Annotated in this window: 14 protein-coding genes; 12 read left to right on the top strand and 2 right to left on the bottom strand. The window is 73.3% G+C overall.

Translation table 11 applies throughout. The annotated features are described in order from the left end of the window. Positions 1-142: 142 nt before the first annotated feature. From O145_RS01265 to O145_RS01220, 10 genes are all read left to right on the top strand, one after another. Positions 143-1,816, top strand: coding sequence for a bifunctional ADP-dependent NAD(P)H-hydrate dehydratase/NAD(P)H-hydrate epimerase (locus O145_RS01265; RefSeq protein ID WP_229118280.1), 1,674 nt, complete (start codon positions 143-145; stop codon positions 1,814-1,816). Beyond that, a complete protein-coding gene (gene alr / locus O145_RS01260; RefSeq protein WP_084682287.1) occupies positions 1,804-3,216 on the top strand; it encodes an alanine racemase in 1,413 nt (470 codons plus the stop codon). Before O145_RS01265 ends, alr begins: the two co-directional genes overlap by 13 nt. Further along, positions 3,213-3,785 carry a tRNA (adenosine(37)-N6)-threonylcarbamoyltransferase complex ATPase subunit type 1 TsaE gene (gene tsaE, locus O145_RS01255; protein ID WP_043558603.1) on the top strand — a complete coding sequence of 191 codons (573 nt, stop codon included), beginning with the start codon at positions 3,213-3,215 and terminating at the stop codon, positions 3,783-3,785. The genes alr and tsaE overlap by 4 nt, the downstream gene beginning before the upstream one ends. Then, on the top strand, positions 3,782-4,723 hold the full coding sequence (locus O145_RS01250) for a hypothetical protein (RefSeq protein WP_043558601.1): 942 nt from the start codon (positions 3,782-3,784) through the stop codon (positions 4,721-4,723). The genes tsaE and O145_RS01250 overlap by 4 nt, the downstream gene beginning before the upstream one ends. A 77-nt stretch (positions 4,724-4,800) precedes the next feature. Beyond that, positions 4,801-5,505: a tRNA (adenosine(37)-N6)-threonylcarbamoyltransferase complex dimerization subunit type 1 TsaB gene (tsaB, locus tag O145_RS01245; protein ID WP_043558927.1), complete on the top strand. Its 705-nt coding sequence runs from the start codon at positions 4,801-4,803 to the stop codon at positions 5,503-5,505. 107 nt (positions 5,506-5,612) lie between these two features. Beyond that, the gene (locus tag O145_RS01240; RefSeq protein ID WP_084682286.1) at positions 5,613-6,245 is read left to right on the top strand and encodes a GNAT family N-acetyltransferase; all 633 of its coding nucleotides are present in this window, start codon (positions 5,613-5,615) and stop codon (positions 6,243-6,245) included. A 180-nt stretch (positions 6,246-6,425) separates the two neighbouring features. Then, the gene (locus tag O145_RS01235; RefSeq protein WP_043558599.1) at positions 6,426-7,202 is read left to right on the top strand and encodes a succinate dehydrogenase cytochrome b subunit; all 777 of its coding nucleotides are present in this window, start codon (positions 6,426-6,428) and stop codon (positions 7,200-7,202) included. A gap of 12 nt (positions 7,203-7,214) precedes the next feature. Continuing rightward, positions 7,215-9,215, top strand: coding sequence for a fumarate reductase/succinate dehydrogenase flavoprotein subunit (locus tag O145_RS01230; protein WP_043558597.1), 2,001 nt, complete (start codon positions 7,215-7,217; stop codon positions 9,213-9,215). After that, on the top strand, positions 9,212-9,985 hold the full coding sequence (locus O145_RS01225; protein ID WP_043558595.1) for a succinate dehydrogenase/fumarate reductase iron-sulfur subunit: 774 nt from the start codon (positions 9,212-9,214) through the stop codon (positions 9,983-9,985). Before O145_RS01230 ends, O145_RS01225 begins: the two co-directional genes overlap by 4 nt. A gap of 237 nt (positions 9,986-10,222) precedes the next feature. Beyond that, positions 10,223-11,626, top strand: a complete 1,404-nt coding sequence (locus tag O145_RS01220) for a L,D-transpeptidase family protein (RefSeq protein WP_043558594.1) — start codon at positions 10,223-10,225, stop codon at positions 11,624-11,626. Here O145_RS01220 and O145_RS01215 read toward each other — a convergent pair. Then, on the bottom strand, positions 11,613-12,389 hold the full coding sequence (locus tag O145_RS01215) for a TetR/AcrR family transcriptional regulator (RefSeq protein WP_043558592.1): 777 nt from the start codon (positions 12,387-12,389) through the stop codon (positions 11,613-11,615). The genes O145_RS01220 and O145_RS01215 overlap by 14 nt on opposite strands. A gap of 120 nt (positions 12,390-12,509) precedes the next feature. Between O145_RS01215 and O145_RS16820 the strand changes: the two genes are divergently transcribed. Next, a complete protein-coding gene (locus O145_RS16820) occupies positions 12,510-16,223 on the top strand; it encodes an ABC transporter ATP-binding protein (protein ID WP_084682284.1) in 3,714 nt (1,237 codons plus the stop codon). Between the two features lie 69 nt (positions 16,224-16,292). Here O145_RS16820 and O145_RS01200 read toward each other — a convergent pair whose 3' ends face one another. After that, entirely contained in the window at positions 16,293-17,036 is a 744-nt protein-coding gene (locus O145_RS01200) for an ABC transporter permease (RefSeq protein ID WP_084682283.1), read from the bottom strand. A 521-nt stretch (positions 17,037-17,557) separates the two neighbouring features. Between O145_RS01200 and O145_RS01195 the strand changes: the two genes are divergently transcribed. Continuing rightward, positions 17,558-18,532 carry a sensor histidine kinase gene (locus O145_RS01195; protein WP_169740308.1) on the top strand — a complete coding sequence of 325 codons (975 nt, stop codon included), beginning with the start codon at positions 17,558-17,560 and terminating at the stop codon, positions 18,530-18,532. Positions 18,533-18,536 lie beyond the last annotated feature (4 nt).

Genomic DNA, 18,536 nt, shown 5'->3' with positions numbered 1-18,536 from the left:
GTGCCCTCCTGCGCCGCGATCGCTCGGAACCCGCGCCGAGGCCGGTCCGGCTCCGCGCCGCGGGCCACGAGATCGCCGGCCCGCGGCCGGACCAGGCGCGTGAGGCCGCGCGCAGGCGCCGCCCGGTGACACTATTGGGACCGTGAGCACAGTGAGCACCGCGCCTCCCCCCTCCCCGACCCTCTCGCCGGCCACCGCCTACCGCGCCGAGGCCGTCGCCCGGGCCGAGCGCGACCTGACCGCCTCGACGGACCGCTACATGCACCTGGCCGCCCGCGCCCTCGCGCTCGCGGCCGCGCGCGAGCTGCGCGGCGCTGCAGGCCGCGCGACCGGCCGCGACGTCCTCCTCCTGGTCGGCGGCGGGCACAACGGCGGCGACGCCCTGCTGGCGGGTGCCCTGCTGGCCCGGCGCGGCTGCGCCGTCACCGCGGCGCTGGCCACCGATCACCCCCACGCGGACGCGCTGCGGGAGGCGGAGCGCGCCGGGGTGCGCCCCGCCCCGGAGCCCGCGGCGGCCTGCGAGCGCGCCGCCGCCGGCGGGACCGCCCTCGTCATCGACGGCCTGACCGGCATCGGCGCGACCGGCCCCCTGCGCGCCCGCGCGGCCGCCCTGGTGGCGCCCCTGGCCGCGGCGGGGCGGCGGGGGGCGCGGCCCTTCCGGGTCATGGCGGTCGACCTGCCCTCGGGCGCCGGCGTGGACGACGGGACCGTGGCAGGCCCCGTCCTGGCAGCGGACCTGTCGGTCACCTTCACCTGCCTCAAGGGTGCCCACATCCTGCCGCCCGCGGCCGGCGCCTGCGGGCGCGTCGAGGTGGCCGACCTCGGCCTGCCCGTCCCCGCGGACCCCGGCGCCGTCGTCGCCTCGCGGCCCGCCGACGCCGACCTCGGGCGCCTCCTGCGCGTCCCCGGCGACGCCGACCACAAGTACACCCGCGGCGTGGTCGGCCTGTGGGCCGGCAGCCGGACCTATCCCGGGGCCGCGGTCCTGACCGCCTCGGCGGCCGTGCGCTGCGGGGCCGGGATGGTCCGCCTGAGCGCGCCGCACCGCGTGGAGGACCTCGTCCTGGCCCGCCGCCCCGAGGTCGTCCCCGCGCCCGGCCGCTGCCAGGCCCTCGTCATCGGGCCGGGCACCGACCCGGCCGACGTCGTGCGCGGCGCCGAGCTCGACGCCGTGGTGGTCAGGGCACTGGACGACGACGGGCCGGACCCGGCGGCGCCCGCGGACCCGGCCCGCGGGCCCCTGCCCGCCGTCTTCGACGCCGGCGCCCTCCTGCTGCTCGCCGAGCGCCTGCGGGGCGGGATGCGCTGCGCCCCCGCGCACATCCTGACACCGCACGCGGGGGAGGCCGCCGCCCTCCTGACGACGCTGGGCGGGCCGACCAGCCGCGCCCGGGTCGAGGCGGCGCCGGCCGCGTGCGCCCTCGAGCTGGCCCGGCTGACCGGGGGCACCGTCCTGCTCAAGGGTGCGCCGACGCTCATCGCTGCGCCTGACGCCCCCTCCGCGCCCGCCGGCTCCGCGCGCCCGCGCCTGCTGTCCGTGGACGCCGGGCCCGGGTGGCTGGCCACCGCCGGCAGTGGCGACGCGCTGGCGGGGGTCCTCGGCACCGTGCTGGCGGCCGCGCAGTGCGACGCCGAGCGCGGCGGCCCCGCCGTCGACGCCCCCCAGTGCGCTGCGCTGGCCGTGCGCCTCCACGCCGTGGCCGCCGAGCTCGCCTCGGGCCTGCGCGACGCCCCGCCCGGCCGCCCGCTGGCCGCCCTCGACCTGGCCGACCACCTGCCCCATGCCTGCGCCGCGGTGGGAGGATGGGCGTCGTGACCCGCTCAGCACCCGCCCCGCCCGCCGCCCCCGCAGAGCTCGCAGGACCCGCCGGGCCCGCCGCTACGTCGCGGGCCGTCATCGACCTGGACGCGCTGGCCCACAACGCCCGCGTCCTGGCCGGCGTCGCCGGCGTGCCCTGGATGGCCGTGGTCAAGGCCGACGCCTACGGGCACGGCCTGGGGCCGGTGGCCCTGACCTGCCTGCGGGCGGGCGCCACCTGGCTCGGCGTCGCCCAGCTCGCCGAGGCGCTCCGCCTGCGCGGCCTGCTCGATGCCGCGGGCGTCGCCCGCCCGGTCCCGGGACGCGGCCCCGATCCCGGGCACCCGCGCCTGCTGTGCTGGCTCGCCCCGGTGCTCTCTCCCGAGCGGGCCGCCGCTCCCGGCTCCCCGCTTCGCGCCGCCCTGGAGGCGGACCTCGACCTGTCGGCGTCCACCACCGGCCAGCTCGCGGCGGTGGCCGCGGCCGGAGCCGCAGGCCGCGCCGCCCGCCCCGGTGCGCCGCCCGCCCGCGTCCATCTCAAGGTCGACACCGGCATGTCCCGGGCCGGCGCCGTCGCCTCCGAGCTGCCAGCGCTGGCCGACGCCGCGCGCGGGGCCCAGGAGGCGGGCGACGTCGAGGTGGTCGGCCTGTGGTCCCACCTCTCGCGCGCCGACGAGCCCGCCTCCGGCTCCACCGAGGAGCACCTGTCCCGCTTCCGCGCCGCCGAGCAGGTCGTGCGCGAGGCCGGACTGAGCCCGCGCGTGCGTCACCTGGCGGCCACCGGCGGGCTCCTGTGGCACCCCGCCGCCCGCCTGGACCTGGTGCGCGCGGGCATCGGCCTGTACGGGCTGTCGCCCGACCCGGGTGTCGCCACCGCGGACGAGCTGGGGCTGCGCCCCGTCATGCGGCTGGAGGCGCCCCTGGCGCAGGTCAAGCGCGTGCCCGCGGGCCGGGCCGTCTCCTACGGCGGCACGTGGACGGCGCCCACCGACCGGTGGCTGGGCCTCGTCCCGCTCGGCTACGCCGACGGCCTGCCGCGCGCCGCCTCCTCGGCCGGCCCCGTCGCCGTCAACGGCGTGCGCACGAGCGTGGTCGGCAGGGTGTGCATGGACCAGGTCGTCATCGACCTGGGGCCCGACGACGGCGGCGGGGCGCCGGCCGCGGCGGGCGACCTCGCCGTGCTGTGGGGCGATCCGACGGCGGCCGGCGCCGACCCCGCCACCCCGACCGCCCAGGACTGGGCGCAGGCGTGCGGCACCATCGGCTACGAGATCGTCACCCGCCTGGGCGCCCGCGTGCCCCGCGTGGCCCGCGGCGGCGGGCTGGACGGCTCCGGGGACGCCGGACCCGTCCGGGGCGCGCCGTCGGCTCCAGTCGCCGCGGTCGAGGGCGGGGCCGAGCACCAGGAGGGGCGATGAGCGGCCGGGCCCCGCACGAACGGGGCCGCGAGGTGGTCATCGAGACCGCTGACGCCGATGCCACCAGGGACCTGGGGGCTCGCCTGGCCGCCCTGCTGAGGGCCGGCGACCTCGTCGTGCTCTCCGGGGCGCTGGGGGCGGGCAAGACCACCCTCGCCCAGGGCGTGGGCGCCGCCATGGGGGTGCGCGGGCGCGTGTCGTCCCCGACCTTCACGATCGCCCGCGTCCACCCGGCGCCGGCGGGTGGCCCGGACCTCATCCACGTGGACGCCTACCGCCTGGGCTCCCTGGAGGAGGTCGACGCCCTCGACCTGGACTCCTCCATGGGCGAGTCCGTGACCCTGGTCGAGTGGGGGCGCGGCAAGGTCGAGGCGCTGTCTGAGAACCGCCTGGAGATCACCGTTGACCGGCCCCGCGGCGGCCTGAGCGGGGACGGCGCCCCCGCGGCCCGCCCCGGCTCCGCCGCCGTCGCCGACCTGGCCGAGGCGGACGACTCCCGGCGCACCGTGACCGTCGCCGCGACCGGCCCCCGGTGGGCCGACGTCGATCTGAGCCGTCTGAAGGCATGAGGGGGCCATTCGTGCGCGCGCTTCCCGGTCTGGGCGCTCTCCTGCTGCTGGCTGCGCTCCTGGCGGGCCCCCAGGCGCTCGCCCAGACCTCCCCGCCGTCCCCCGAGCCGGCTGCGCCGGGCATGACGGCCCCCCAGGTCCAGGAGTGGATCAACCGCCGGGGTCAGGACATGATCCACCAGGAGGTCGCCCGGGACGCCTCCGCGGGCAGCCCCGTCAACGTCGAGACCTGGTCGGACGGCGTGCTCGACGCCACCGACCTGGAGGACCCCACCGATCCGACGAACACCTGGGCCGCCGTCATCTCCACCGCAGAGGGCCCGGTCGGCGTGCTCGTCGTCGAGGCCGACGGCTCCGAACCGTCCGCGATGGTGCAGCGCGACCCCGAGCTCGCGGCCGCCCTGACGGCGCTGCCCGAGCGGGCCATCGTCCTGCGGGAACCGGCTCCTCCCTCCGCCGCCGCGGCGGCGTCGCCCACGCCCTCACCGCGGCCCTCGCCGGGGACGACGACGGACTCCGCGGAGGACCCGGCGGCCACGGCGCAGGATGACGCCGACGGGGGCGGTGCCGACGACGGTGCCGACACCTACGCGGACATCGCGGACCCCGCCGCGAGCGACGCCTGGTACGCCCTGACCGACGACGTCGTCACCGCGCTGGACGAGCAGGCCGCGGCCGGCCTGGCAGGGCCGGTCGGCCTGTCGGCCTACGCCCAGGTCCTCCACGACCGGGCGCACGGCATCGTCGACACAGACAAGACCGATACCCGGAAGGGCTCGCACACGCTGGACCTGGCCATCGTCTACACGGGCGTGGGCGTCCTCGCCATTGGCGCGGTCATCGTCACCACCACCTTCGTGCACGAGCGGCGCGTCATGGCCCCCCTGCGCGAGAGCCCCGACTCGAGGGCCGCCGAGGACGCCGACCGGGCCCCGTGAGAGCCCCGTGAGCCGGCGGACTGGGGCCCGGGTCGCCCGGTCCGCCCGCCTCGGAGTCAATCATTTAGGCTGTGGCCGTGCGCATTGTCTCCATCGACTCCTCCTTCGGCAGCCGGCTCCTCGTCGCGGACGCGGACTTCGGAAGCCGGGTGACCCTGAAGACGCTCAGCTGCGCCGAGCAGCCCGACTCCCGGCGCCACGCGGAGTCCCTGGGGGTCATGCTCGCCGAGGCCCTGAGAGATCCGGGGGTCGCCGACCGCGGGCTCGACGCCGTCGTGGCCGCCACCGGGCCGGCGCCCTTCACCGGGCTGCGCGCCGGCCTGGTGACCGCCCGCGCGCTCGGGCGCGCCCGCGGCATCCCCGTCCACGGCGTGCCCAGCCTGGACGCGGTCGCGCGGGCCGCTTTCGACCGGTTTGCGGACGGGAGCGCCGCCGTCCTCGTGGTCACCGACGCCCGCCGCCGCGAGGTCTATGCCGCCCGCTACCGCGCCCGGGGCGCCGACGACGTCGAACGCATGGACGAGCCGGCAGTGCTGGCCCCCGACGCGGCCGCCGATCTGGACGGCGTCGACGCCGTGGCCGGCTCCGGCGCGGCGCTGTACCCGCAGATCGCGGCGGGGCGCCCCGTTCTTGCGCCCGTCTCCGGCGACGCCCGCGCCCAGTGCCGCATCGCCCTGGCCCGGCTCGCGGCCGCCGGACCGGGAGCGGTGCTCCCCGCCGAGCCGCTGTACCTGCGCCACGCCGACGTGCAGCCGCCCACCGCGCCCAAGCGGGTCCGGTGACGGGTCCGGTGGCTGCGCAGAGCCCGCCGGGCCCGCCGCAGCGGACCGCTCGGGAGCCCGGCCGGGCGGGGGAGGGCGCCCCGCCCGACGGAGCGCGCCTGAGGCCCATGGGGCGGCACGACCTGGGGGCCGTCGCCCGCGCAGAGGCCCTCCTGTTCGGCGCGGAGGCCTGGAGCCCGGCACTGCTGCACGCCGAGCTGGCGGCCGCCTCCGGGCCGGCCGCCGACCGGTGCTACGTCGTCGTCGAGCGGGTCGGTGGGGGTGCGCGCACCGCACCGGGCGGTGCAGACGGTGCCGGCGGCGGGGAGCTCCTGGGCTATGCCGGGCTCTGGTTCGGCGACGGCGACGGCGACGCCGACCTGCTGACCGTGGCGACCCTCCCCGCCGCGCGCAGGCGGGGCGTCGCCACCGCCATGATCGCCCACCTCCTGCGGCGCGCCCGACGGGCGGGCTGCACCGCCGTCCTGCTGGAGGTGCGCGCCTCGAACGCAGGCGCCCAGGCGCTCTACCGCCGCCTGGGCTTCGCCCCCATCGGCAGACGGCGGCGCTACTACCTCGCACCGGTCGAGGACGCGCTCGTCATGCGCGCGGACACCGGTGTGCGACACGGCGCGGGCGCAGACTCCGCGAGCTCTGCGGGCCGCGCCGGCGCCGTGGGGGCCGAGGCGGCGGCCGACTCCGGGGCCGCCGGACGAGCCGACCACGCCGTCGTCGGGCGCCCTCCTCATTTGTCTGACTAGCGCGTCACGAAATAGGTCAGTCCACGGCCCTCCAGCGCTGCGGAACCGTGACCCGGCTTCCTCTCGGCGAGCACGGGAGAACCGGTTCTTTCGGCGCGATCGCGCGCTTCGTCATCAAGGGGTCCGGGAGGCCCGCAGGATGCGGGTCCGTCGCCCGCGGACTTTCGTTAACCTGTCCTCGTGGTCAAAACGTCTGTTCCCTCCAAGAGGACCGCCTACACGACGACGGTCTTCATGAAACGCCTGATGGCCTGGTCGGGCCTGTTCTTCCTCGTCTTCGTCCTCTTCCACGCCTACGGCAACACCCACTACTTCGAGGGCGAGATCGCCTACGACCACTACGCCTACTTCCTGCGCCGGCTGCTCGTGCCGATCCTGCCCCCCTCCGGCGTCCTGTGGATCCTGCGCGCCGCCCTCGTGGCCTGCCTCCTGGTCCACGCCGGCAGCGCCTTCCACCTGTGGGCCCGCAACAAGAGGGCGCGCGGCACCGACAGGTACGCGGTCAAGAAGCCCGGCGCCGAGTACTTCGCCTCGCGCTACGCCATGCGCACCATGCGATGGGGCGGCGTCATCCTGCTGCTGTTCATCATCTGGCACATCCTGCAGTTCACCACCCTGACGATCACCCCCGGCGGCCGCTACGAGCACGGCCGCGCCTATATGAACATGTGGTACGGCTTCCAGCTGTGGTGGGTCTACCTCATCTACCTCGTCGCGCTCGCGGCCCTGTGCCTGCACGTGTGGCACGGCGTGTGGTCGGCCCTCCAGACCCTGGGCGCCACCCGCGGCAACACCGTCCCCTTCGTCCGCCTCATTGCCTTCGTCGTCGCCTTCGGCCTGTTCGTCGCCTTCATGTGCGTGCCCACGGCGATCCTCTTCGGCTGGGTGCCGGAGCCCATGAGCGCCGCCGAGTACACGATCAAGGCCGCCGAGGCCGGCATCGTCCTTTCCCACTGAGAGCGAACGACCATGACTGAACTCATCGAGGGCCTGTACATCGAGGGCGACAAGATCGCCGACACCAAGGCGCCCCACTCCGTCCCCATCGACAAGCGCTGGGAGCAGCGCAAGTTCGAGGCCCAGCTGGTCAACCCCGCCAACCGCCGCAAGCTCGACATTATCGTCGTCGGCTCCGGCCTGGCCGGCGGCGCCGCGGCCGCTTCCCTGGGGGAGCAGGGCTACAACGTCAAGTGCTTCTTCTACCAGGACTCCGCCCGCCGCGCGCACTCCATCGCCGCCCAGGGCGGCATCAACGCCGCCAAGAACTACCGCAACGACGGCGACTCCACCTACCGTCTCTTCTACGACACGGTCAAGGGCGGCGACTACCGCGCCCGCGAGGACAACGTCTACCGCCTGGCCGAGGTGAGCGCCAACATCATTGACCAGTGCGTGGCCCAGGGCGTGCCCTTCGCCCGCGAGTACGGCGGCCTGCTGGACAACCGCTCCTTCGGCGGCGTCCAGGTCTCGCGCACCTTCTACGCCCGCGGCCAGACCGGCCAGCAGCTCCTCATCGGCGCCTACCAGGCCCTGGAGCGCCAGGTGCACGCCGGCACCGTCAAGGAGTACCGCCGCCACGAGATGGTCGAGCTCATCGTCATCGACGGCCGGGCCCGCGGCATCGTCACCCGCGACATGGTCACCGGCGAGATCGAGACCTTCACCGCCGACGCCGTCGTGCTGGCCACCGGCGGCTACGGCAACGTCTTCTTCCTGTCCACCAATGCCATGGGCTGCAACGCCACAGCCATCTGGCGCGCGCACCGCAAGGGCGCCTACTTCGCCAACCCCTGCTACACGCAGATCCACCCCACCTGCATCCCGCAGTCCGGCGACTTCCAGTCCAAGCTCACCCTCATGAGCGAGTCGCTGCGCAACGACGGCCGCATCTGGGTGCCCAAGCGGGCCGAGGACTGCGACAAGGACCCGCGCGAGATCCCCGAGGAGGACCGCGACTACTACCTGGAGCGGATCTACCCCGCCTTCGGCAACCTGGTCCCGCGCGACATCGCCTCGCGCCAGGCGAAGAACATGTGCGACGAGGGCCGCGGCGTGGGTCCGGCCATCAAGGAGCGCGACGCGAGCGGTAACGAGCGCATGATGCGCCGCGGCGTCTATCTCGACTTCTCCGAGGCCATCGGGCGCCTGGGCCGGGACGCCGTCTCGGCCCGCTACGGGAACCTGTTCGAGATGTACCAGCGCATCACCGGCGACGACCCCTACGAGGTCCCCATGCGCATCTACCCGGCGGTCCACTACACGATGGGCGGGCTGTGGGTCGACTACGACCTGGAGTCCAACATCCCCGGGCTGTACGTGGGCGGCGAGGCCAACTTCTCCGACCACGGGGCGAACCGCCTGGGCGCCTCCGCCCTCATGCAGGGCCTGGCCGACGGCTACTTCGTCCTGCCGGACACCATGAACGACTACCTGGCGGACATGCTGCGCCTGGGCAAGGTGGACCCGAACGCCCCGGAGATCGCCGAGGCCAGGCGGAGCGTCGAGGAGCGCATCGCCCGGCTTATGGCCCTGCGCGGCACCCGCAGCGTGGACGACTTCCACATGGCGCTGGGGCGCATTATGTGGGAGTACTGCGGCATGGAGCGCCGGGACGCAGGCCTGCGCGAGGCCATCGGGCAGATCCGGGCCCTGAAGGAGGAGTTCTGGCGCGACGCCCGCATCACGGGCAGGGCCGACGAGCTCAACCAGGCCCTGGAGAAGGCGGGCCGCCTGCTCGACTTCTTCGAGCTGGCCGAGCTCATGTGCATCGACGCCCTGCACCGCCGCGAGTCCTGCGGCGGCCACTTCCGGGCTGAGTCCCAGACTCCTGAGGGCGAGGCACTGCGCCACGACGACGAGTTCCTCTACGTCGGGGCGTGGGAGTGGGGCGGCGAGGGCCGGCCGCCGATCCTCCACAAGGAGGACCTCATCTACAAGGACATCGAGCTCAAGCAGCGGAGTTACAAGTGAACATCAAGCTTAAGATCTGGCGGCAGCAGAACCAGAGCTCCGAGGGGCACTTCGAGGAGTACCCGATGTCCGGCATCGAGGAGCACATGAGCTTCCTGGAGGTCCTGGACCTGCTCAACGAGCAGCTCTTCGCCGAGGGCAGGGAGCCGGTCGCCTTCGACTCGGACTGCCGCGAGGGCATCTGCGGCCAGTGCGGCGTGGTTATCAACGGCCAGGCCCACGGCCCGATCCGCTCGACGACCTGCCAGCTGCACATGCGCCACCTGGCCGAGGACCCCTCCTTCAAGGACGGCGACACCATCACCATCGAGCCCTGGCGCTCGGCGGGCTTCCCGATCCTCAAGGACCTCATCGTCGACCGCTCCGCCCTGGACCGCATCGTCCAGGCCGGCGGCTACATCTCGGTCAACACCGGGGCGGCCCCCGAGGCCCACTCGGTGCCCGTGCGCAAGGAGAAGGCCGACGCCGCCTTCGAGGCCGCCGCCTGCATCGGCTGCGGCGCCTGCGTGGCGGCCTGCCCGAACGCCTCGGCCATGCTGTTCACCGGCGCGAAGATCTCGCACCTGGGCCTGCTGCCGCAGGGCCAGCCAGAGCGCCTCGCCCGCGTGGTCAGCATGCTGGGACAGCACGACGCCGAGGGCTTCGGCGGCTGCACGAACATCGGCGAGTGCGCCGCGGTGTGCCCCAAGTCGGTGCCGCTGGAGGTCATCACCCGGCTCAACCGCGACCTGGGCCACGCCCTGTGGAAGGGGCAGAAGACGCACGCCTGAGCGATTCTCCCCGGCTCGCGCCACCGGCGCGGGGGGTCTGCCGCCGGGAGGGGCGGCCCCGCGCCAGCGAGCTCCGGGCGGCCGTGACCGGGGACGCGGGCTGCGATACAATCACGCGCCGGAGGTCTGATGAGTACGCGTGGCGCTGATGGCGGGTCCGCCCGCCCGTTCCGGCGCGGGCCCCGGCACAGAGCCCGACACAAGAGGCGAGCGGCGCGGAGCAGATGGCGCCGGCCGGTGCTTCTGGCGTCCGGGCTGGTGATCATTGCGCTGGCGGCCGTGGGGGCGTGGGTCGCGCAGGTCCACGCCCAGCGCGACACGGTGCTGGGCGGCGTCACCGTGGCCGGGCACGAGGTCGGGGGGATGAGCCGAGACCAGGTCGTCGACCTTCTGAGCGACAAGGCACTCGCCGTGACGCTCACCGTTGTCAGCGAGGGCCATACGACCAGCGTCTCCCTGGCTGAGGCCGGAGGGGTCATCGACGCGGCCGCGACCGCCGACGCCGCCATGGCGGGCTCGGGGACCTGGAGGGGCAGTGCCCTGTCGCTGGTGAGAGGCCGCTCGGTCCCGGTGCGAACCGCCGTCGACCGGGACGCCGTCGAGGAGCTGGGGCGCCGCATCGACTCCCAGACCGGCGGCGCCCCGGTCGACGCCTCCATGCGCCTGACGGAGGACGGCTCCGCCTTCGAGGCGGTCGCCGGTGCTCCGGGGCGCGGAGTGGATCGCGGCGCGCTCACCGGCGCCCTGGAGGCGGCCGCCACCAGCCTGAGCGACCAGGCGATCGACCTGCCCGCCGAGGACATGGACCCCGCGGTGTCCCTGGCGGACGCCGAGGCCGCCGCCGAGGCCGCGAACAGGCTCATCGCTCCGCAGGTCGCCCTGAGCGCCGACAAGACGACGGCGAGCGCCGAGGTCTCCGTGCGCGCCTCCTGGGTGAAGTCCTCCGCGGCGGCCGGGCGGCTGGAGCCGGGCCTGTCGCGGGAGAGGGTCGCGGAGTGGGTCGACGGGGTCGCCGCCTCGGCCGAGCGGGCGCCGATCAACGGCATTGACAATGTCGACGACGCCGGCACCGTTCTGGAGCCGGCCCGCCCTCCCAAGCCCGGAAGGATCGTCACCGACCGTGATGCCGCGACCAGCGCCATTGTGGAGGCGCTGGAGGCGGGGACGGCCTACTCCGGCTCGCTGACGGTCGAGGAGGACCCCGCGAGCACGGAGCAGCGGGTGGTGCCGGCCGGCCCCGAGCGCTTCGCCTACCAGGCGGCCCCAGGCGAGAAGTGGGTCGATGTGAACCTGACCGACTCCACCCTGACGGCCTATGAGGGGACCACGCAGGTCCACGGGCCGATCCTCATCAACCACGGCGGCGTCGGGCACGAGACCATCACCGGCACGTACCGCGTCTACCTCAAGCGCGAGAAGCAGGACATGGGCTGCACCCCTGAGTGGCCCTACTGCGAGAAGGACGTCCCCTGGATCGCATACTGGCACAAGGACTACGCCCTGCACGGCGCGCCGTGGGCCGGCGAGTTCGGCATCGGCACCGACGAGTCCTCGCACGGCTGCGTCAACATCCCCGTGGAGGACGCGCACTGGATCTACGACTGGATCGACGTCGGGACCACGGTGGTCACCCACTACTGAGCACTCGCCGGCTGCCGCGGGCGCTGCTCGGCTCCTCCAGGCCCGGGATGGAGGCCTCAACGCCGCGGATAATGATCTCGATCTTCCGGTCCAGCCCGCCCCGTTCGATCCAGCTCTCATTGGGGGGCAGCACTGCGGGTATGGTGCGGGAGCGGCCGGAGGCGGCGGCGAAACGGCTCGCCTCCTCCAGTCCCGTCGGGCGGGTCTTCCGATCCTCCAGGGTCTTGGGGGCCTTGCCGTCCGCCCCGTCCGCCGCCCCGGGTGGAGACGGGAATACGGTCTGGTCGGCGGGGGAGCGCATGACCTCGATCTGCGCGTGCATGGTGATGACGGTGTCGCCCACGAAGTCGAGGACGATGCCGGCGTCCTCGGGGTCCAGGCCGCGGTCGACCAGGGTCTGGTGGGCCTCGGCGAAGGGGCCGGCGAAGAGCTGGTGGGCCCAGGGCACGCCTATGAGGACGCCGGCCAGTCCCGGGTGCTGTTCGAGCAGCTCCCACATGCTTTCGGCGCTGGCGCGTACCTCGTCCTGCCAGGTGGTGCCCTGGTGGGCGAAGTCGGCCCGAGCCGCGATCTGCTCCAGGCAGGCCGCCAGAAGGTCCTCGCGCGAGGCGATCGTGCGGTACAGCCCGGAGACCGCCACCCCCAGGCGGCCGGCCACCGCGGTCAGGGTGAAGTCGGCCACCCCGAGGGCGAGGGCAGCCTCGACCACGTCCGCGCGTGAGAATCCGGGCTTCGGTCCGGTGGGCTTCCCCAGTCGTGTCATGGGGTCACCGTAGTGGGTGGTGACGGCGGTTGCCCGCAGGACGGCGCTGGGAGTAAGGTCGCCCTTCGTCAGGTCTGAAAGTACTTCAGTATTAGGTTGACCATTGGATCGAGGCACTCGATGAGCAAGCAAGCGGCGCCGGAGGCCGACACCAGGGACGCCCGCGAGAGGCGCTCCCGCGAGGGGCAGGCCGCCATCAGGCGCCTCGGCGCCCCCGTGCGCGCCCGGCTGCGGGCGGGGCAGGTTCTCGTCCTGGTCTCGGCGGTCCTGGCCGTGGCGCCCTATGTCGCGCTGGTCCGGCTCGGCGGTGTCCTCCTGGACGCCTACAACGCCGGCGCCGCCCCGGACGGGCAGCGGGTGCGCGGTGTCGTCATCATGCTCGTGAGCGCCTACTCCACGCGCCTGTTCCTGTACTTCGTGGCGCTGCTCATCACCCATGTGGCCGACCTCGCCCTGCGGGACCGGCTGCGCCGCGACATCGTTGCGCGCATCTCCCGCGCCCCGCTGTCCTGGTTCACCGAGTCCACCTCCGGTCGCATCCGCAAGGCCGTCCAGGACGACACCACCACCGTCCACACTGTCATCGCCCACGGGCCCGTCGAGCAGCTCAACGCCGTCGTCACCCCGCTGGCACTGCTCGCCTGCGCCTTCTGGATCGACTGGCGCCTGGCCCTGCTGACGCTGGTGCCCGTGGTGCTGTACGTGCTGACCTACTCCGTGTCCATGCGCGGCATGAAGGAGAAGACCGTCGAGATGGACCGCAAGCTGGCCGCCGTGTCCTCCACCATGGTCGAGTTCGTCTCCGGGATCGGCGTGGTCAAGGCCTTCGGGCGCGTCGGGCGCGCCCACGCCGCCTACCTGAACGCCTCCGACGAGTTCTCCGCCTTCTACCGAGCCTGGGCCATGCCCCTGGTGACCATCACCTGCCTGTCCTTCTCATGGGTCTCGATCCCCGTCCTGCTCCTGGTCAACCTCGGCGGCGGGGCGCTGCTGATGGGCGTGGGGGTCGTCACCCTGCCCCAGGTCCTGGCCACGACCCTCATCGCCCTGGTCCTGCCCGGGGCGCTCATCACCATCGCGTCGATCTCCTGGTCCTACCAGCTGGCCGGCGCGGCCGCGCTGCGCCTGTGTGAGGTCCTCGACACCCCCGTCCTGTCCGCCACCGACCAGCCCCGGCGCCCCGAGGGGGCGCGCGTGGCGATCGACTGCGTCTCCTTCTCCTACGGGGACACCCTCGCCGTCGACGACGTCTCCCTAGCCCTGGAGCCCGGCACCGTCACGGCGCTCCTGGGCCCCTCCGGCTCGGGCAAGTCGACGCTGGCCACCCTCATCGCCCGCTTCGCCGACCCCGACTCCGGCACCGTGCGCATCGGCGGGGTGGACCTGCGCGACATGGACGAGGAGACCCTCTACTCCACCGTCTCCTTCGTCCTCCAGGACGCCCAGCTCCTCGGCGCCACGGTCCGGGAGAACATCGCGCTCGGACGGCCCGACGCCGACCTGGACCAGGTGCGCGCCGCCGCCCGGGTCGCCCGCATTGACGAGGAGATCATGGCCCTGCCCGCTGGCTACGACACCGTCCTGGGCCGGGACACGGCCCTGTCCGGCGGCCAGGAGCAGCGCATCGCCATCGCCCGCGCCATCCTGCTGGACACCCCCGTCCTTCTCCTCGACGAGGCCACCGCCATGGCCGACCCCGAGTCCGAGGCCGAGATCCAGGAGGCGCTGAGCGCCCTGGTGCGGGACCGCACGGTCCTGGTCATCGCCCACCGCCCGGCCGCGGTGCGCGGCGCCCACCGCATCGTCGTCATGGAGGCCGGGCGCGTGGTCGCCGTCGGCGCCCACTCCGACCTGCTGGAGGAGCCCCACTACCGCGCCCTGCTGCGCCAGTCCGGCGAGCTGGCCGAGGAGGCCCCGGGCTCCGCCGCGAGCGGTGGCGCGCCCGGTGCCGCCGAGGCGCGCGGCGCCGCGGACTCCGCTGGGGCCGCCGAGACCGCTGAGACAGCTGAGGCTGCCGGCGGCCCGGGCTCCGCGCAGAACGACACCGGCGAGCCCCCGGCACCCGGGCCCCAGGCCCCCCGCGAGGCCCCGCGCTCCCTGCTGGCCCGCTTCCACCGGCTCATGGCCGAGGCCTCGTGGCGGCAGACGAGGGCCTGCATCATCCTGGCGGTCGTCAACGGCGCAGTGTCGGGCCTCGCCCTGCTGGCGCTGCTGCCCGCCTGCGTCGCCCTGGCCACCGGCGGGCCCTGCTGGGGTCTGTCCTTCCGCGGCTGGCTCGTGGCCCTGGCCGTCTGCGTCATCGGTGCCGGCGTCACGGAGTTCCAGGGGCAGCGCCGGGGCATGTCCGGGGCGCTCGGCTTCATGCACGACGTCCACCACGCGATCGGCGACCGGATCGCGCGCCTGCCCCTGCGCTGGTTCACCTCCGAGACCGCCGGCACCCTGTCGCGGGCCGTCAGCCAGGAGATGGTGGCCCTGGGCGAGTCCGCCGCCCACTTCATGTACACGCTCGCCTCCACGATCGCGGCCTGCGTGGTCATCGGCGTCGGCTCATGGGCGTGGGACTGGCGCCTGGGCCTCCTGCTCACGCTCGCCGCCCCGCTGTTCGCCGGGCTCATCCGCGGCTCGCGCCGCCTACTGAACCACGGCAAGTCGATCTCCGAGCCCGCCGAGCGCGAGCTCGCCGTCCGCGTGGTCGAGGTCGCCCGCTGCCAGGGCGCCCTGCGCGCCTGCCGAGCCACCGCGAGCTACTCGCGCCTGAGAGCCGCCTTCGACGACGGGGCCCGCGCCTCCAGGCGCGCCCTGTGGTGGGAGACCGGGGGCAATATCGTCAACGGCGCGCTCACCCAGGCCGTTGTCATCGCCATGATCGTCCTGACGGCCGCGCTCGCCGTCGGCGGCTCCATGGGGCCGCTCCCCGCGGTCGCCACCATCGGCATGTGCCTGCGCTTCACCACCATGCTCGACAACGTCGGCGCCTCCGTCATGGCCATGGAGGAGCGCCGGCAGATGATGAACCATCTCGACGCCGTCATGGACGCCGAGCTCATGGCCGAGCCGGAGGCCCGCTCCGAGCCGGCCGAGCCCGGGGCCGTCGAGCTCGATGACGTCGTCTTCGGCTACCGGACGGGCGAGAGAGTGCTCGACGGCGTGTCGCTGAGCGTGCCCGCGCACAGCATGTGCGCGATCGTGGGCCCCTCCGGCAGCGGCAAGACGACGATCGCCCGGCTGGTCGCCCGCTTCTGGGACGCCGGCTCCGGGGCCGTGCGCGTGGGCGGCACCGACGTGCGCGACATGCCGACCGCCCAGCTCATGGAGCAGCTGTCCATGGTCTTCCAGGACGTCTACCTCTTCGACGACACCCTGGCCGCCAATATCCGCGTCGGGGACCCGAGGGCCACCGACGAGCAGGTGCGCTGGGCCGCTGACCTCGCCGGCGTCACCGAGATCATCGACCGCCTGCCGCACGGGTGGGACACCCGCGTGGGGGAGGGCGGGCGCGCCCTGTCCGGCGGGGAGCGCCAGCGCGTCTCCATCGCCCGGGCCCTGCTCAAGCGCGCGCCGATCGTCCTGCTCGACGAGGCCACCAGCGCCCTGGACGCGGAGAACGAGGCCAATATCGTGGCCGCCATGGAGGAGCTGCGGCGCACCTCGACGCTCATCGTCATCGCCCACAAGCTGGAGACGATCGCCGCGGCGGACCAGGTGGTCGTCCTCGACGGCGGCGGTCATGTCGTCCAGCGCGGCCGGCACGAGGAGCTCGTGGGCGCGCCGGGCCCCTACCGGGACTTCTGGGAGCAGCGGACCCGCGCCCGCGGCTGGGTCCTCGTGTGAGACGGCCTGGGGAGCGCGTGCATGCAGGGGCCGGTCTGCGCGAGCGGGTTTGTGCGAGAGAGCTGTTCCTCACCTCCAGCGCATGAGCCCGGAAGTGGCCCAGAAGAAGACGAGACCGACCGCCGCCGTCACGGCCCAGCCGGTCAGCGCCTCATCGGGGCTGTTGACGCCGGTTAGCGGCCACCGCAGGCCCTCCAACAGGTAGGTCATCGGAGTAAAGCCGCTCAGCGCCTGCACCCACTGCGGGAGCACCTCGACGGGGACCACTGCCCCTGAGGCGATACTCATGGTCGTGGTGACTCCCACCATGACCGGGAAACCGGCCGGAGCAGTCGGCGCGACTGCTCCGACTAGAACTCCTAAGGAGTAGAAGACAAGGGTTCCCAGGAAGACGGGTACCATGACGAGCGGCGCCCACGGGGTCAGGCTCATCCCCACAACGGGAACGACCCCCACCATCATGATGATGACCGACAGAATGACGGAGAAGAGGAGCGCAACCGTCAGCGCGGAGGCGCGGATGGCCGGCACGCTCATCGGGGCGCACCGCAGGATCCGGATCGCATCCTTCTCCCGCCACCCCGCCATGTTCGTCATCCCGGCGAACATGCCGATGAGGGCGACACCGAAGCCCATCACGTTGGGGCCGATGGAGTTAACGATCCCGTGTCCATCGGCTCCCGGACAGCATCTCGCCGCGTTCGCCAGCACGACGAGAAGGGTCGGAAGGAAGATGAAGAAGAAGAGCAGTGTGGCGGGATCGCGCAAGGAGGCGCGCGCCAGAGACGCGGTCAGCGCCTTGAAGGAGCTCATCGTGTTCCTTTCCAGCGAGTTCGATGTGGTCGAGGACGGGGCCGTGGACGCGGGGGCCTGATCGAGGCTCGGCACCCGAGCGCCGGGGTGCGGCGTGGTTCGATCGATCCCGCGGACCGCTGCCCGGGGCGGCTCGGCGAGCCGCGGCTCGCTGCTGATACGGCAAGCATCTGTTCGAGCACCGCGTTGGCGGATCCTGCCTTTTGCTGGTCACTGCTCCTGTTTTGGTAGGAGAGGACGGTGATTGTGCGCTTCGCCCGTCCCCCAGCCCCGGTGAGCCCATGGACCTGTAGTGATCTTGGGCATAGGCTTGCCTCATGCCAGTGGTGATCCCTGTGTCTTGTGCTGCGCGGACCCGACGCGACTGGTGGCGCGTCCTCCTCTGCGCGCCAGACGCCTCGGCGGTCCAGCGGGTGCTCCGCTGGGCGATGGCGGGTCTGATCTTGGCCGCTGCCTGCGCTGACCTGGCCGTTAACGGCGCAGACCTTCCCACCGCGGCCTCCGCGGTGTCGTGTGTGTCTGTGCTGCTCGTCGACCGCTTCCCCTGGACGGTCACCGGGTTGCTCTCGCTGGGGGTTCTGCAGTTCTTGGCCGCCGGCTATATTACTGCGACTTTGCTTACCGCTCTCCTCGTTTTTCCGCTCCTCGTCGTCGAGGGGCGCAGCCAGCAGTCGGTGCTGCTCGCAATGTGCTTCCCCGCCGGAGAGCTCATTGCGGTCATGCGCGGTCACGTCGTCGAGGACGCCCAGGCCTTCAGTTTTATTCTGCTCGGAGCGGGCTTGAGCTCGGGTCTGGCGCTGCGGCGGTCCCGTGAGCGGGTGAGGCGCGCTGAGGCGGCTGGTGCTGAGGCTCTGCGCGCTCAGCGCGCTCTTATCGCTCGTGAGCTTCACGACACCCTTGCCCGTACCAATACCCAGATCGTTCTGTGGGCTCGGCAGGCTCGGGCCCTCGGGCCGCCCGACGAGCGGGTCGCGCAGGCTCTTGATGAGATCATTGCGGCGGGGTGCTCGTCCGTGCGGGATCTGCGTGCGATGCTGCGTGTGCTGCGTCAGGAGGGTCGTGAGGTGGCGGATCTTGTGCCGTTGTCCTCCTTGAGTGCGGCTGAGGCTTTTGCTGGTGCTCGTCGTGCGCTGGAGGGGGCCGGGCTGAGGGCCTCGGTGACGTGCGATGGTGATCTTGAGGATCTGCCGTCGGTGGTCGCCACGACTCTTGTTCGTTGTCTGGAGGAGTCGGTGGCCAATATGGTCAAGTACGCCGCCGCCGATGCGCGGTGCACTATTCGTATTGAGGTCGCTGACGGCGAGGTCGGTCTGCTTGTGGTCAATCCGGTTGCTGATGGGCGTCGGCCCGACGATGCCGTCGTGTCCTCCGGTTACGGTCTGCTGGGCATGCAGGAGCGGGCCTCTTTGCTGGGCGGGCGTCTGACGCATACTGATACGGGCCACCAGTGGGTCCTCGCCCTGACCCTGCCCCTCAACCCCGGAGACACACCATGACCGC

The sequence above is a fragment of the Actinomyces israelii DSM 43320 genome (assembly GCF_000711965.1).
GTDB classification, from domain to species: Bacteria; Actinomycetota; Actinomycetes; order Actinomycetales; family Actinomycetaceae; genus Actinomyces; species Actinomyces israelii.
Note: the sequence above shows the minus strand (reverse complement) of the source record. Positions and strands in the feature narration are given on the sequence as shown.